This window comes from Acidovorax sp. LjRoot66, assembly GCF_964253305.1.
Lineage (GTDB): Bacteria > Pseudomonadota > Gammaproteobacteria > Burkholderiales > Burkholderiaceae_C > Acidovorax.
The window spans coordinates 3,802,527-3,816,269 of sequence record NZ_CAXUQU020000001.1; the positions used below are offsets into that span (position 1 = coordinate 3,802,527).

Sequence of the window (13,743 nt, forward strand, 5' to 3'; positions counted from 1 at the left end):
CCGCATGCCCCATCATTTCGACACCATCGTCATCGGCCTCGGTGCCGTAGGCGCCGCCACCCTGTACCAGTTGGCCCGACGGGGTGCCAGCGTGCTCGGGCTGGACCAGTTCCAGCCGCCGCACAGCCTGGGCTCCTCGCATGGCCAGACCCGCATCACGCGGCTGGCCGTGGGCGAGGGCGATGAATACGTGCCCCTGGTGCGCCGCTCGCATGAAATATGGCGTGATCTGGAGGCGGCCACGGGCCAATCCATCTACACCCGCACGCATGGCCTGGTGCTCGGGCCGCGTGACGGGGCGCCGCTGCACCAGGGGCGCCGCCTCGACTTCGTGCACAGCACCATCGAGATTGCGCGCCGCCATGGCATAGAGCACGAGGTGCTGGACCATGCCGACCTGCGCCGGCGCTACCCGCAGTTCCAGCTCAACGACAACGAGTTTGCCTACTGGGAGCGCGATGCCGGCTTCGTGCGGCCCGAGGCGGCCATCAGCGCCCAGCTGCAACAGGCCCAGGTGCACGGCGCCACCGTGCAGACAGGGGTGCGCGTGACGGGCCTCGCGCGCGAAGGCGACCATTGGCGCGTGGTGACCACCCAGGGCAACTACAGTGCAGGGCAGGTGGTGCTGGCCGCCGGCCCGTGGCTGCCGGGCCTGCTGGGCCAGGAGCTGCAGCATGCCTGGGCGCCCCAGCTCTCGGTGTACCGCCAGGTGATGTTCTGGTTCGACGTGGGCGCGGCCACGCCATCGTTCGGGCCCGGGGCGTTCCCGGTCTTCATCTGGACCTTCCGCGACGGGCCGGACGATTCGATCTATGGCTTTCCGGTCGCGGATGCGGGCGCACCAGCCTTCAAGGTGGCCACCGCGCAGTACCTTCAGACCACCACGCCCGATACGGTGGACCGCGCCGTGGCAGATGCCGAGAAGGATTCGATGCTCCAGCGCCATGTGCTGCCGCGCTTTCATGCGCCAGGTGCCCGCTGTACCGATGCGCGGGCCTGCCTGTACACGGTGACGCCGGACCATGGCTTCGTGGTGGACCGACTGCCAGGGTGGCCGGGCGTACACGTGGCCTCGGCCTGCTCGGGCCATGGGTTCAAGCACTCGGCCGCGGTGGGCGAGGCCCTGGCACAGCAGGTACTGGGCGAAGCGGGCGGTGTGGACCTGCGGCCCTTCGGCCATGCGGTGCGCGGGCTCGGTACTGCAGGGGACGGCGGGAATCCACGGCAGGAGCTGCAGACCCAAGCCTGAAGCGGCACCAGGAGCAGGGCGCGCCGGGCGGCCGTTGAACTTTGGGCGCTTGGGCCCCTCAGACCAGGGCACGCGCCAACGCTGGGACGTTGTTCAACGTCGCCATGGCGCACATTTCTCCGGTTCACCTGTGAGAAATCCTGTGCAACCCACCCTTTTTAAGATGGGCATCCATGGCGACGAAACAGCGGTCGAAGGCAAAGCCGGCGTTGGGCAGAAGGCCTGCGGCGGGCATCGAGATGAGTTCCGCCGACAGGGCGCTGGTGCTCCAGGGCGGCGGGGCGCTGGGCTCCTACCAGGCGGGCGTCTATGAAGCCTTGTTCGAGAAGTTCCAGCACCTCGACTGGGTGGCAGGCGTATCCATCGGGGCCATCAACGCGGCCCTGATCGCAGGCAACGCGCCGGAGCACCGCGTCGCGCGGCTGCGCGAGTTCTGGCACCAGGTCTCCTCGGGCTTTGGCCAGCAGGTGCCGGGCACGGCGGGCGAACGCACCGCGCTCAACCAGTGGAGCGCGGCGACGGCGGTGCTGTTCGGCATTCCGGGCTTCTTCAAGCCACGCCTGGATCCGGCCTTGTTGCTCGGTGCTGCGGCGCCCGTGATCAGCTACTACGACACGGCACCGCTCAAGCTCACGCTGGAGCGGCTGATCGACTTCGACCGCATCAACCACCGCAGCATGCGCCTGAGCGTGGGCGCGGTGAACGTGCGCACCGGCAATTCGGTCTATTTCGACAACATGACGGACACGATACGCGCCGAGCACATCATGGCCAGCGGGGCGCTGCCGCCCGGCTTTCCGGCCGTGCACATCGATGGCGAGGATTACTGGGACGGCGGCATCGTCTCCAACACGCCGCTGCAGTATGTGCTCGACGTGCACCCGCGCACGCGGCCGCTGGTGGTGCTCCAGGTCGACCTGTTCAGTGCGCGCGGCACCATGCCCCGCACCCTGTCGGAGGTGGCGCAGCGGCAAAAGGACATCACCTACTCCAGCCGCACGCGCATGAACACCGATGCGCTGTCGGCCAACGTCAACCTGCAGCAGGCGCTGGCCGATCTGATCGACAAGCTGCCGCCTGCGCTGCGCGACGACGCGAGCGTGACCGCCCTGTGCGCGCAGATGACGCACAAGCCCATCGACATCGTGCACCTCATCTACCGCAACAAGCACTACGAACTCGATTCGAAGGACTACGAGTTCTCGCGCACCACGGTCAACGAGCACTGGGAGGCAGGCATGCGCGACATGCGCACCACGCTGTCGCACCCCGAATGGCTGCAGAGCGAAACCCAGTACGGCGTGACCACCTTCGACCTGAGCGAGCCCGGCGCATTGCGCGTGCGCCGTCCGGCACTCGACATCCAGGGAAGCCAGCCACGCAGGGCCCAGCCGGTGCCGTGAGTTCCGCTCGTGCACGGACCGCTTAAGCGGGGCCTAAGTCTTGGCGCAAAGACTGGTATCTGCCTTCAACGGATTGCAAGGGAGTTCCACACCATGAAGATCGACGACGTCAGGCGGCAGGCCTTTGCCATGCCGCTCACCAGCCCGGCATTTGCGCCGGGGCCCTACCGCTTCATGCGCCGGGAGTTCATGGTCATCACCTACCGCACCGACCTCGATGCCCTGCGAGCCGTGGTGCCCGAGCCGCTTGAAGTGGTGGAGCCGCTGGTCAAGTACGAGTTCATCCGCATGCCGGACTCCACCGGCTTCGGCGACTACACCGAATCCGGTCAGGTCATTCCTGTGCAACTGCGCACCGACAAGGGCGTGGAGCAGGGCGCCTATGTGCACGCCATGTACCTCAACGACCACCCGCCCATCGCCGGAGGGCGCGAGCTCTGGGGCTTCCCGAAAAAGCTGGCGTCGCCGGTGTTCGACTACGAAACCGATGTGGTGGTCGGCACCTTGGACTACGGCAAGGTGCGCGTGGCCACGGCTACGATGGGTTTCAAGCACCAGGCGCTGGAGCCCGGCCCGGTTCTCGCGGGCATCGCCCAGCCCAATTTTTTGCTCAAGATCATTCCACATGTCGACGGCACAACGCGCATCTGCGAACTGGTGCGCTACCACATGGTCGACGTCACGCTGCACGGCGCGTGGACCGCGCCTGCCTCGCTGGAGCTGCATCCCCATGCATTGGCACCGGTGGCCGACCTGCCGGTGCTGAAGGTCGAGTCGGCCGTGCACTTCATTGCAGACATGACATTGGCGCTGGGTACCGTCGAATACGACTATCTCGATCCGAAGTATTGATTCCCTCTCTCCCTCCATCTCCCTACAAGGAAACTTCATGCAGCTCAAGGACAAGGTCGCTTTCATCACCGGCTCGGCCAGCGGTATCGGCAAGGAAATCGCCATCGTGTTCGCAAAGCAGGGCGCCAAGATCGTCATCGCCGACCTGAACAAGGAGGCCGCCGACGCGACGGCGGCCGAACTCAAGGCCACGGGCGCCCAGGCCATCGGCGTTGCCGTCGACGTGACCAGCGAAGACCAGGTGAACGCGGCGGTCGAGGAGGCGGCTGCCGCCTTTGGCGGCATCGACATCCTGGTCAGCAACGCCGGCATCCAGATCGTGCACCCCGTCGAGGAATTCAGCTTCGCCGACTGGAAGAAGATGCTGGCGATCCACCTGGACGGCGCCTTCCTCACCACCAAGGCCTGCTTGAAGCACATGTACGCCCAGGGCCGGGGCGGCAGCGTGATCTACATGGGCTCCGTGCACTCCAAGGAGGCCTCGATGCTCAAGGCGCCCTACGTCACCGCCAAGCACGGCCTGATCGGCCTGTGCAAGACGGTGGCCAAGGAAGGCGCCAAGCACGGCGTGCGCGCCAACGTGATCTGCCCGGGCTTCGTGCGCACACCGTTGGTCGAAAAGCAGATCCCCGAGCAGGCCAAGACCCTGGGCATCACCGAAGAACAGGTCGTGAAGAACGTGATGCTCAAGGAAACGGTGGATGGCGAGTTCACCACGACCGACGACGTCGCACAGGTCGCGCTGATGTTCGCGGGCTTCCCGACCAATGCGCTGACCGGCCAGTCGCTGGTGGTGAGCCACGGCTGGTTCATGCAGTGATCCGTAGCGCGCACAGGCTGTGAAGATCAGCCTGCGTCGGCCGCAGGGGCGTGACAGGCGGCCGGAAGGCTCCCTGTCAGCCCACCCCAAGGATCATTTGGTTTTATAGAAACCAGTTTTTATTCTTTTGGGTTTTATGGGAAGGGTTTTAGAGTGGGCACACCGTTCACCCGCAGCCCCGCCAAGAGGGCTGCGGCAACCCTGGCGCAAGGACCCCTCCCATGTCTTCTTCACCCGATACCCCTGAAGCGCTGCTCGCACCGGAGCTGGAATCCGCCCGCTCGGTCGCTCTGGCCTCGGGCCTGCCCTATGCGGGCGGTGTGTCGCCCACCGTGGCGTGGAAACTCGTGTCTGCCGGTGACGCCGTGCTGGTGGACGTGCGCTCCGCCGAAGAGTTGAAGTTCGTCGGCCACGTGCCGGACAGCCTGCATGTACCGTGGGCCACAGGCACTGCCCTGCAGCGCAACCCGCGTTTCGTGCGCGAGCTCGAAGCCCGCCTGGCCAGCCATGGCGGCAAAGAGGCTACGGCGCTGCTGCTGTGCCGCAGCGGCAAGCGCTCGGCCCTGGCGGCCGAGGCGGCGGCCAAGGCCGGCTTCACCCAGGTCTTCAACGTGCTCGAAGGCTTCGAGGGCGAGATCGACGAACGCCAGCAGCGCGGCGGCTCGGATGGCTGGCGCTTTCACGGCCTGCCCTGGATTCAGGATTAGCCTGACCCCTGCTGCCACGGCCGATCCCACGACTGAACCACTGCACCCCACACCCTCCCATGGCCGTCTTCAACATCGAACCCATCGTGCAGTCGCTGCACGCCGTGCGCCGCGACTGGCGCAGCCTGCAAAAACGCTCGCAGGAGCCAGGCGGGCGCGAGTTCCCCTCGCGCGATGCACTGGCCGACATCGTGGAACAGCTCAAGGGCGTGCTTTTTCCCATGCGCCTGGGCCCGCCCGACCTGCGCCAGGAGAGCGAGGACTTCTACGTGGGCCACACGCTGGACGCGGCCCTGCACGGCCTGCTGGCGCAGATCCGGCTGGAGCTGCGCTATGTGCACCGCCACCAGCCGGTGGAAGAGCAGAACATCGAAAAGCGCGCCGTGCAGGCGGCCCGCAGCTTCGCCGCATCGCTGCCCGACATCCGCAGCCTGCTCGACAGCGATGTGCTCGCCGCCTACCACGGCGACCCGGCCGCACGCAGCGTGGACGAGGTGCTGCTGTGCTACCCCGGCATCCTGGCCATGATCCACCACCGCCTGGCACACCGGCTGTACCAGCTGGAGCTGCCGCTGCTGGCGCGCATCGTGGCCGAGCAGGCCCATTCGCTCACCGGCATCGACATCCACCCCGGCGCGCAGATCGGCGCGGGCTTCTTCATCGACCATGGCACGGGTGTCGTGATCGGCGAGACGGCGGTGATCGGCGAGCGCGTGCGCGTGTACCAGGCCGTCACGCTGGGCGCCAAGCGCTTTCCCACCGACGATGACGGGCACCTGCAAAAGGGCCTGCCGCGCCACCCGGTGGTGGAGGACGACGTGGTCATCTATGCCGGTGCCACCGTGCTGGGCCGGGTGACCCTGGGGCGCGGCGCCACCATTGGCGGCAATGTCTGGATCACGCACGACGTGCCCGCAGGCGGCAACGTGACGCAGGCCCTGTCGCGCCACGATGCCAGCCGCAATGGCGAGTCTTCGGAAACGGTGGCGGCATGAGCGATGTGCTGGTACGCAGTTTCGGCACCGCCGTGCGGCGCCTGCGCGAGGCGCGCGGCTGGTCGCAGGAGCAACTGGCCGAACATGCCGACCTGAACCGATCCTACGTGGGCGAGATCGAGCGCGGCCGGGCGATTGCCTCGCTGGTCACCATCGACAAGCTCTCGCAGGCCCTGGGCGTGAGCAGCGCGACCTTGCTCGGGCATTGCGATCAACTGACCAGTGCGAATGTGCTGAAAGGGCAGCCATTGGCGGCTATAGCATGTTGAAGCGGTAGCGGGGGCATCCGACACTGGCTGGGACTCGATACCTGTTCGTTTACCAACCTTTCTGATACGGAGCCTCACATGACGGCAACAGTGGGCGGCACGACCGCCCTGGGCGACAACGCAGCACGGCAACTCGCCAATGCGACCAAGACCACCGCACAACTCTCGACCATCTCGCCACGCTGGCTCACGCACCTGCTGCAATGGGTACCGGTCGAGGCGGGCATCTACCGCCTCAACCAGGTCAAGAACCCCGAGCTGATCAAGGTCACCTGCACCGCTCGCGAGGAAGAGAACCAGCTGCCCCGCACCTTCGTCGACTACGAAGAGAACCCGCGCGAGTTCTTCCTGAACGCCGTGAGCACCGTGCTCGACGTGCACACCCGCATCTCCGACCTGTACAGCAGCCCGCACGACCAGATAAAGGAACAGCTGCGCCTGACGATCGAGACGATCAAGGAGAACCAGGAGAGCGAGCTCATCAACAACCCCGATTACGGCCTGCTGGCCCAGGTGACGGAAGAGCAGCGCGTGTTCCCACTCACGGGCGCGCCCACGCCGGACGACCTCGATGAGCTGCTCACCAAGGTCTGGAAGGAGCCCGCCTTCTTCCTCGCCCACCCGCTGGCGATTGCCGCCTTTGGCCGCGAAGCCACGCGCCGCGGCACGCCGCCGCCCACGGTGAGCCTGTTCGGCTCGCAGTTCATCACCTGGCGCGGCATTCCGCTGATCCCCTCGGACAAGGTGCCCGTGGCCGACGGCAAGAGCAAGATTTTGCTGCTGCGCGTGGGCGACAAGCGCCAGGGCGTGGTCGGCCTGTTCCAGCCCGGCCTGCCGGGCGAGCAGAGCCCCGGTCTGTCGGTGCGCTTCATGGGCATCAACAACCATGCCATCGCCTCGTACCTGATCTCGCTGTACTGCTCGCTGGCCGTGCTCACGCCCGATGCCCTGGCCGTGCTGGACGACGTGGAGATCAACAAGTACCACGACTACCCCGACACCTACAAGTAAAGCGGCCGCGCGGTGACCATTTCCTCTCCCACCCCTGCCGGCGTGCCCGCCACGCTGCAGCCACCCATCGACACGGCGCTGCTGGCCAGCCTGGCGACGGCGCTGTTTGCCGCCGCCCCTGGCGAGCAACCCCGCTTCGTTGGGCCGGCGGGTGCCTTGCCGTCCACGCCACCGGGCTCGCTGCCTGGTGCAGGGCAGGGTACGCCCTGGCCGCCCGGCGTGCAGGCGCCCGTCAACATCGCACCGGCCGGCTCGCCCCTGGTGAGCCCGGCGGGCTTTGGCCCTGGCGTGCCCGGTACGCCCATCCCGCAAGGACTGGTGCCGGGTGCCAACCTGGTGCCTGCCTCGCCCACGCCGCTGGCATCGCTGGCGCACCGCGCGCCGGCCCTGCTGCCGCATGCGGTGGCAGGCAATGGCGTGCCCGATTCGGTGATCAGCACACTGCCGGCCTACGATCCGCGGTTTGGCAGCGGCGTGCTCGGCGTTCCCGGGGCGGCGCAGCCGACCTCCCAGCCTGTTTCTGTGGCGCCCGCCCGGGCGGCCCCTGCGGTGGCGCAGCGCACATCGCCGTATTACTTCCTTGGTGAGCGCCAAGGCCACCCGCTGGCGGCCGACCGCGTACCTCGGGTCACCCCGCCCGATGGGCATGGCGCCGCTCCTGGCGGGCTCGATGCCCTGGCACGCCTGCCGTTCGCTGCGCCCGAGGTGCCGCGCGTGGGCTCGCCCACGGCCGGTACCGGCGTGCCGAGCACCGTGCCATCGACCGAACCCCGGTTCTACTTTGCCGACGCCGTGGTGCTGCCTGGCGGCTACACCACGCCTGGCCGTGCTCCTGCGGCGAGCAGCAATGTCCCCCATGCCGACCGCAGCGCCCACCCGGCGTTCGACGTGCATGCGGTGCGCCGCGACTTCCCGGTGCTGCAGGAGCGCGTGAACGGCCGCCAACTGGTCTGGTTCGACAACGCGGCCACCACGCACAAGCCGCAGTCGGTCATCGACCGCATCAGCCACTTCTACGCGCACGAGAACTCCAACATCCACCGCGCGGCACATGAGCTGGCTGCGCGCGCCACGGACGCCTACGAAGGCGCACGCCAGCGTGTGCAGCGCTTCATCAACGCGCCCGATGTGAACGAGGTGATCTTCGTGCGCGGCACCACCGAGGCCATCAACCTGGTGGCCAAGAGCTGGGGCGCGCAGCATGTCGGCGAGGGCGACGAGATCATCGTCAGCCACCTCGAGCACCATGCCAACATCGTGCCCTGGCAGCAGCTGGCCGCCGCCAAGGGCGCACGCCTGCGCGTGATCCCGGTGGACGACTCGGGCCAGGTGCTGCTCGATGAGTACCAGAAGCTGCTGAACGACCGCACCAAGATCGTTGCCGTCACCCAGGTCTCGAACGCCCTGGGCACCGTGGTGCCGGTCAAGGAGATCGTGGCGCTGGCCAAGCGCGCCGGTGCGACGACGCTGGTGGATGGTGCGCAGTCGGTCTCGCACATGCGGGTGGACGTGCAGGACCTGGGGGCCGATTTCTTCGTCTTCTCGGGCCACAAGGTCTTCGGCCCCACTGGCATCGGCGTGGTCTGGGGCAAGCGCGCCGTGCTCGAAGACATGCCGCCCTGGCAGGGCGGCGGCAACATGATTGCCGACGTGACCTTCGAGAAGACGGTGTTCCAGCCCATCCCGAACAAGTTTGAGGCCGGCACCGGCAACATCGCCGACGCCGTGGGCCTGGGCGCCGCCATTGACTATGTGAACCGCGTGGGCATCGAGAACATCGCGCGCTACGAGCACCAGCTGCTGGTCTACGGCATGCGCCACCTGGGCGCCATCCGCGGCGTACGCCTCATCGGCACGGCCGACGACAAGGCCAGTGTGATGTCTTTCGTGCTCGCCGGCTACTCGACCGAAGAGGTGGGCAAGGCGCTCAACGAGGAAGGCATTGCCGTGCGCACCGGCCACCACTGCGCCCAGCCCATCCTGCGCCGCTTCGGCGTGGAGACGACGGTGCGGCCATCGCTGGCGTTCTACAACACCTTCGACGAGATCGACCGCCTGGTGGCCGTGGTGCAGCGCCTGGCCGGGCAGCGGCGAGCGGGGTAAGGAAGCGGTCTTGGCCCCTGGTGCAATTGCTATACAAAATATAGCAATTGCGCTGAGCCTGCTTCATCCTCAGGCCACGGTCTGTGGCTATCATGGCAAGCGCTTCGTGCTGCAGGGTTGGGAGATCCTGCGGTGCTTCTCTCCGTGTCGTCCCACTCACAAGGAGTTTTCATGAGCAATGTCCAGATCGCCGTCATCGTCGGCAGCCTCCGCAAGGATTCGTTCAACCGCAAGCTGGCCACCGCCATCGAGCGGCTGGCCCCGGCCGATTTCCAATTCACCCACCTGCGCATCGATGACCTGCCCCTGTACAACCAGGACGACGACGGTCAGCAGGCGGCATCCGTGGTGCGCCTCAAGGGCGAGCTCAAGGCAGCCCAGGGCCTGCTGTTCGTGACGCCCGAGTACAACCGCTCCATCCCCGGCGTGCTCAAGAACGCGCTGGACCACGCCTCGCGCCCCTACGGCCAGAGCGCCTGGGGCGGCAAGCCTGCGGGTGTGATCGGTGCCTCGGTGGGCGCCATCGGCACCGCGCTGGCGCAGCAGCACCTGCGCAACGTGCTGGCCTACCTCGACGTGCCCACGCTGGGCCAGCCCGAGGGCTTTATCCATGCCAAGGAAGGCCTGTTCGACGCCGACGGCAACGTGGGCGAAGGCAGCAAGAAGTTCCTGCAGGGCTGGGTGGATGCCTATGTCGGTTGGGTCAAGAAGCACATTTGAGCGCCTTCTGAACGCCCCATGAAAAACGCCGCCCTTGAGGGGCGGCGTTTTGCTGTGTGAACCGTTGGCCTGCTGATCAGGCGGCTTGTGCCACTTGCGGCTGGTTGGCCGGCACGGCGGTCTGTGCTGCGATGTCCTTGTCGGCATTGGCAAAGGCCAGGGCCTTGGCGTCAGGGCCCATGCCCACGCCTTCGGCGCGCACAAAGCGCACGTCGGTGATGCCGAAGAAGCCGAACACCACCTTCAGGTAGCTTTCCTGGTGCTCCATGGCCTGGCCACCTTCGCTGGTGGAGTACACGCCGCCGCGGCTCGATGCCACGATCACCGTCTTGCCGCCGGCCAGGCCCACGGGGCCCTTGTCGGTGTACTTGAAGGTGCGGCCGATCTGGGCCACGCGGTCGATCCAGGCCTTGAGCTGGCTGGGGATGGTGAAGTTGTACAGCGGGGCGCCGATCACGATCACATCGGCCGCCAGGAACTGGCTCACCAGGGCTTCGGACAGGGCGTTTTCGCTGCGCTGCGCATCGGTCGAGGCTTCCTGGCCGGTGCGGAACCCCATGGCGTCGGCCGTGAAGTGGGCCGGGGCCTGCGCAGCCAGGTCCAGGTACTGCACCGTGGTGTTGGCGTGGCCTGCCTTCCAGGCGGCGACGATGCGCTTGGTGAGTTCGCGCGAAACGGATTGTTCGCCGGTGATGGCCGAGTCGATGTGAAGCAGTTGCATGAGGGAATCTCCTGTGGGTGGTAGCCACAGCGTGTGGCAATGGGTGAATTGTGGAGACGCACTCGTTTGTTGATAAGGCATTGAACTTGCGATAGATTGTCCTATCAGTAGAACGATGTACTTTATGCAAGACCTCAACGACATGCTGTATTTCGCCGAGGTGGTCGAGCGCGGCGGCTTTGCCGCTGCCGGCCGCGCCCTGGGCATCCCCAAATCGCGCCTTTCGCGCCGCGTGTCGGATCTGGAGGCGCAACTGGGTGTGCGGCTCTTGCAGCGCACCACGCGCAAGCTCTCGCTGACCGAGGTGGGCGAGGCCTACCTGCGCCACTGCCAGGCCATGCGCGAGTCGGCCCAGGCGGCGGCCGACACCGTGGCCCAGGTGCAGACCGTGCCGCGCGGCACCGTGCGCGTGAGCTGCCCGGTGACCCTGGCGCAGACGGTGCTGGCCGAGATGATGCCCCCCTTCCTGGCGCGCTACCCCGAGGTGCGGGTGGACATGATGGTCAGCAACCGTGCGGTGAACGTGGTGGAGGAGGGCATCGACGTGGCCCTGCGTGTGCGCCCCTCCCTGGAGGACAGCGGCAGCATGGTCGTCAAGCGCCTGGACATGACCAGCACCATCCTCGTGGCCAGCCCCGACCTGCTGATACGCCAGGGCACGCCCACCACGCTGGAAGACCTCTCGCGCATGGACAGCGTAGCCATGTCGGCCCCCGATGGCCGCGCCACCTTGAACCTGATGGGCCCCGGCGGCGCACACCAGGTGGTGCACCACACGCCGCGCTACGTGGCCGACGACCTGCTGACCTTGAAGTTCGCCGTGCTGGCCGGCATCGGCATGGGCTGGATGCCCGACTACATGTGCCACGAGGAGATGCGCGAGCGCCGCCTGGTGCGCGTGCTCCCCGAGTGGGTGCCGCCGCCAGCCATCGTGCACGCGGTGTTCCCCTCGCGCCGTGGGCTGTCGCCAGCGGTGCGCAGCTTTCTCGACTACCTGGGCGAGGCCATGCCGGGGCGCAACAGCCTGACTGCGCGCGATGGTGGGGCAGGGCTGGACGGGGCCGGGATATAACACGCGCAATACGCCATGTGGCGAAGTCCGCCAAGCGCGCGGGTCTCTACCCAGTGGGCGTTTTCAGGCCACAATGCAACCAGTTGCAACTGACCGGTTGCCTGCGCACCACCCCTGCGCAGGTGCCCAGGGCGCGCCGTGAAAACCTCCCATCCCATCGACACCCACCTCCAGAAGGCCCGCGTCCACCCGTCCGTGCGGGCCATCGTGATACCGCCGTGCCCGGAATCCCTGGTGCGGCTGCAGCAGATCGTGGCCGCGCCCGAGCTCGACTCGGGCGCGCTGGAGCAACTGGCCTCGTCCGACGTGGCCCTGGCCGCCGCCCTGATCCGCCAGGCCAACAGCCCCTTGTTCGGCCTGGCCCAGCCGGTGCAGACCATTGGCATGGCGCTCACGGTGCTCGGGCTGAACCCGGCCGTGGAGCTACTCTCGGCCTTCATCACGCGCAACGCGCTCATGGTGCGCTCGCCGCTGCTCGAGCATTTCTGGGAAAGCTCGCAGCGCCGCGCCATCGCCTGCGAGCACATCGGGCGCCAGCTCTACAGCTTCGACCCGGGCCTGGGCTACAGCTTCGGCCTGTTCTGCCACGTGGGCATGCCGGTGCTGGTGAAGGCCGTGCGCGGCTACGGCTCCACCGTGACCGAGGCCCTGGCCCGCAAGGACCGCACCTTCACCCAGACCGAAAACGCCAACCACCACACCGACCATGCGGTGATGGGCGCCATCGTGGCGCGCACCTGGCACCTGCCGGGCGATGTGGCCCAGGCCATCTGGCTGCACCACGATTTTGCGGCCCTGCAGGACGAGCGCTTCAACCCCACCGTGCGCCACCTGGTGGCCCTGGGCCTGCTGGCCGAGTACCTGGTGAACCACCACGACAGCCTGCAACCCACCCGCGACTGGCTGCAGCACGGCCAGGCCTGCATGGACCACCTGGCGGTGTCGGAGGAAGAGCTGGACCACTGGGTGGACGAGTTGCATCCTGCCTTCGAGGCTGTGCGCTTCTGAGCCGCACGCCGGCCCGTTAGCATGGCGGCACCATGCTTGCCGCCAAACCCTATCTCCAGAGCGTCTGCATCCGCCCCGATGCAGAGGTGGATTTCGACAGCTACCCGTACAACATCCCCGCCATCCGGGAGATGGGCCTGCTGGAGTTGCACGCCGATGTGACCTTCCTCGTGGGCGAAAACGGCTCGGGCAAGTCCACGCTGCTGGAAGCCATTGCTGTGGCCCTGGGCTACAGCCCTCAAGGTGGCACCCGCGATTTCATGGTGGGCACCACGCAATCCGTATCCCCGCTGCATGAGTCACTCAGGCTGGCGCGGAGCTTTCGGCAACCCAAGGATGGGTACTTCCTGCGGGCCGAGAGCTTTTTCAATGTCGCCACCTTTGTGGACAACAACGGTGTTCCCGAGGCCTACGGCACCAGCTCGCTGCACGGGCTGTCGCACGGCGAGGCCTTCATGTCCCTGCTCGCCCACAAGTTCCGCGGCAAGGGCCTGTACCTGCTGGACGAGCCCGAAGCCGCACTGTCGCCCAACCGCCAGATGGCCGCACTCTCGGCCATCCACCAACTGGTGGAGGACAAGTCGCAGTTCATCATCGCCACGCATTCGCCGATCCTGCTGTCTTACCCGCACGCGAAGATCGTCCAGTTCGACGGCACGGGCCTGTCGGAGGTGTCGTACGAGGACACTGAGCATTACGCGGTGACGCACGACTTCCTCAACAACTACCGCGAGCGGCTGGATCGGCTGCTGGCAGACGACGACTAAGCGGTTTTGCGCTTTTGATAGACGTTTTTGCGATTAAGTCAGAACA

Annotated in this window: 14 protein-coding genes; 13 read left to right on the forward strand and 1 reads right to left on the reverse strand. The window is 66.8% G+C overall.

Annotation, left to right across the window (positions count from 1 at the left end; translation table 11 throughout):
• The first annotated feature begins 4 nt into the window (after window positions 1-4).
• The 10 genes from solA to ACSQ3Y_RS18010 all read left to right on the forward strand — a co-directional run bounded on the left by solA (window position 5) and on the right by ACSQ3Y_RS18010 (window position 10,129).
• Window positions 5-1,249 (forward strand): N-methyl-L-tryptophan oxidase, encoded by a 1,245-nt coding sequence (gene solA, locus ACSQ3Y_RS17965; protein ID WP_436178319.1) that lies wholly within the window; start codon window positions 5-7, stop codon window positions 1,247-1,249.
• A gap of 239 nt (window positions 1,250-1,488) precedes the next feature.
• Complete coding sequence (locus tag ACSQ3Y_RS17970; protein WP_436178320.1) at window positions 1,489-2,652, forward strand: DUF3734 domain-containing protein; 1,164 nt, start codon at window positions 1,489-1,491, stop codon at window positions 2,650-2,652.
• Window positions 2,653-2,745: 93 nt separating this feature from the next.
• On the forward strand, window positions 2,746-3,504 hold the full coding sequence (locus ACSQ3Y_RS17975; RefSeq protein WP_436178321.1) for an acetoacetate decarboxylase: 759 nt from the start codon (window positions 2,746-2,748) through the stop codon (window positions 3,502-3,504).
• Window positions 3,505-3,541: 37 nt separating this feature from the next.
• Window positions 3,542-4,324, forward strand: a complete 783-nt coding sequence (locus ACSQ3Y_RS17980) for a 3-hydroxybutyrate dehydrogenase (RefSeq protein ID WP_436178322.1) — start codon at window positions 3,542-3,544, stop codon at window positions 4,322-4,324.
• A 221-nt stretch (window positions 4,325-4,545) separates the two neighbouring features.
• Entirely contained in the window at window positions 4,546-5,031 is a 486-nt protein-coding gene (locus ACSQ3Y_RS17985) for a rhodanese-like domain-containing protein (protein WP_436178323.1), read from the forward strand.
• Between the two features lie 59 nt (window positions 5,032-5,090).
• Window positions 5,091-6,026 carry a serine O-acetyltransferase EpsC gene (gene epsC, locus ACSQ3Y_RS17990; RefSeq protein ID WP_436178324.1) on the forward strand — a complete coding sequence of 312 codons (936 nt, stop codon included), beginning with the start codon at window positions 5,091-5,093 and terminating at the stop codon, window positions 6,024-6,026.
• Window positions 6,023-6,295: a helix-turn-helix domain-containing protein gene (locus tag ACSQ3Y_RS17995; protein ID WP_436178325.1), complete on the forward strand. Its 273-nt coding sequence runs from the start codon at window positions 6,023-6,025 to the stop codon at window positions 6,293-6,295. The genes epsC and ACSQ3Y_RS17995 overlap by 4 nt, the downstream gene beginning before the upstream one ends.
• Before the next feature lie 78 nt (window positions 6,296-6,373).
• Window positions 6,374-7,306, forward strand: a complete 933-nt coding sequence (locus tag ACSQ3Y_RS18000) for a family 2A encapsulin nanocompartment shell protein (RefSeq protein WP_218341054.1) — start codon at window positions 6,374-6,376, stop codon at window positions 7,304-7,306.
• A gap of 12 nt (window positions 7,307-7,318) precedes the next feature.
• Window positions 7,319-9,409: a family 2A encapsulin nanocompartment cargo protein cysteine desulfurase gene (locus ACSQ3Y_RS18005; RefSeq protein ID WP_436178326.1), complete on the forward strand. Its 2,091-nt coding sequence runs from the start codon at window positions 7,319-7,321 to the stop codon at window positions 9,407-9,409.
• A gap of 171 nt (window positions 9,410-9,580) precedes the next feature.
• Window positions 9,581-10,129 (forward strand): NADPH-dependent FMN reductase, encoded by a 549-nt coding sequence (locus ACSQ3Y_RS18010; RefSeq protein WP_179680155.1) that lies wholly within the window; start codon window positions 9,581-9,583, stop codon window positions 10,127-10,129.
• A gap of 76 nt (window positions 10,130-10,205) precedes the next feature.
• Here the strand turns inward: ACSQ3Y_RS18010 and ACSQ3Y_RS18015 are convergent, their stop codons facing one another.
• Window positions 10,206-10,850, reverse strand: coding sequence for an FMN-dependent NADH-azoreductase (locus tag ACSQ3Y_RS18015; RefSeq protein ID WP_436178327.1), 645 nt, complete (start codon window positions 10,848-10,850; stop codon window positions 10,206-10,208).
• A gap of 124 nt (window positions 10,851-10,974) precedes the next feature.
• Here ACSQ3Y_RS18015 and ACSQ3Y_RS18020 point away from each other — a divergent pair, with 124 nt between their 5' ends.
• The 3 genes from ACSQ3Y_RS18020 to ACSQ3Y_RS18030 all read left to right on the forward strand — a co-directional run bounded on the left by ACSQ3Y_RS18020 (window position 10,975) and on the right by ACSQ3Y_RS18030 (window position 13,697).
• Window positions 10,975-11,922, forward strand: a complete 948-nt coding sequence (locus ACSQ3Y_RS18020) for a LysR substrate-binding domain-containing protein (RefSeq protein ID WP_057204247.1) — start codon at window positions 10,975-10,977, stop codon at window positions 11,920-11,922.
• A gap of 138 nt (window positions 11,923-12,060) precedes the next feature.
• Complete coding sequence (locus ACSQ3Y_RS18025; RefSeq protein WP_436178328.1) at window positions 12,061-12,930, forward strand: HDOD domain-containing protein; 870 nt, start codon at window positions 12,061-12,063, stop codon at window positions 12,928-12,930.
• A gap of 32 nt (window positions 12,931-12,962) precedes the next feature.
• Entirely contained in the window at window positions 12,963-13,697 is a 735-nt protein-coding gene (locus tag ACSQ3Y_RS18030; RefSeq protein ID WP_436178329.1) for an AAA family ATPase, read from the forward strand.
• The last annotated feature ends 46 nt before the right edge of the window (window positions 13,698-13,743 follow it).

What these genes read in the sequence shown, in the direction of transcription:
- solA (WP_436178319.1), top strand. Translation starts at nt 5, where the DNA reads ATGCCCCATCATTTCGACACCATCGTCATCGGCCTCGGTGCCGTAGGC.
- ACSQ3Y_RS17970 (WP_436178320.1), top strand. Translation starts at nt 1,489, where the DNA reads ATGAGTTCCGCCGACAGGGCGCTGGTGCTCCAGGGCGGCGGGGCGCTG.
- ACSQ3Y_RS17975 (WP_436178321.1), top strand. Translation starts at nt 2,746, where the DNA reads ATGAAGATCGACGACGTCAGGCGGCAGGCCTTTGCCATGCCGCTCACC.
- ACSQ3Y_RS17980 (WP_436178322.1), top strand. Translation starts at nt 3,542, where the DNA reads ATGCAGCTCAAGGACAAGGTCGCTTTCATCACCGGCTCGGCCAGCGGT.
- ACSQ3Y_RS17985 (WP_436178323.1), top strand. Translation starts at nt 4,546, where the DNA reads ATGTCTTCTTCACCCGATACCCCTGAAGCGCTGCTCGCACCGGAGCTG.
- epsC (WP_436178324.1), top strand. Translation starts at nt 5,091, where the DNA reads ATGGCCGTCTTCAACATCGAACCCATCGTGCAGTCGCTGCACGCCGTG.
- ACSQ3Y_RS17995 (WP_436178325.1), top strand. Translation starts at nt 6,023, where the DNA reads ATGAGCGATGTGCTGGTACGCAGTTTCGGCACCGCCGTGCGGCGCCTG.
- ACSQ3Y_RS18000 (WP_218341054.1), top strand. Translation starts at nt 6,374, where the DNA reads ATGACGGCAACAGTGGGCGGCACGACCGCCCTGGGCGACAACGCAGCA.
- ACSQ3Y_RS18010 (WP_179680155.1), top strand. Translation starts at nt 9,581, where the DNA reads ATGAGCAATGTCCAGATCGCCGTCATCGTCGGCAGCCTCCGCAAGGAT.
- ACSQ3Y_RS18015 (WP_436178327.1), bottom strand. Translation starts at nt 10,850, where the DNA reads ATGCAACTGCTTCACATCGACTCGGCCATCACCGGCGAACAATCCGTT.
- ACSQ3Y_RS18020 (WP_057204247.1), top strand. Translation starts at nt 10,975, where the DNA reads ATGCAAGACCTCAACGACATGCTGTATTTCGCCGAGGTGGTCGAGCGC.
- ACSQ3Y_RS18030 (WP_436178329.1), top strand. Translation starts at nt 12,963, where the DNA reads ATGCTTGCCGCCAAACCCTATCTCCAGAGCGTCTGCATCCGCCCCGAT.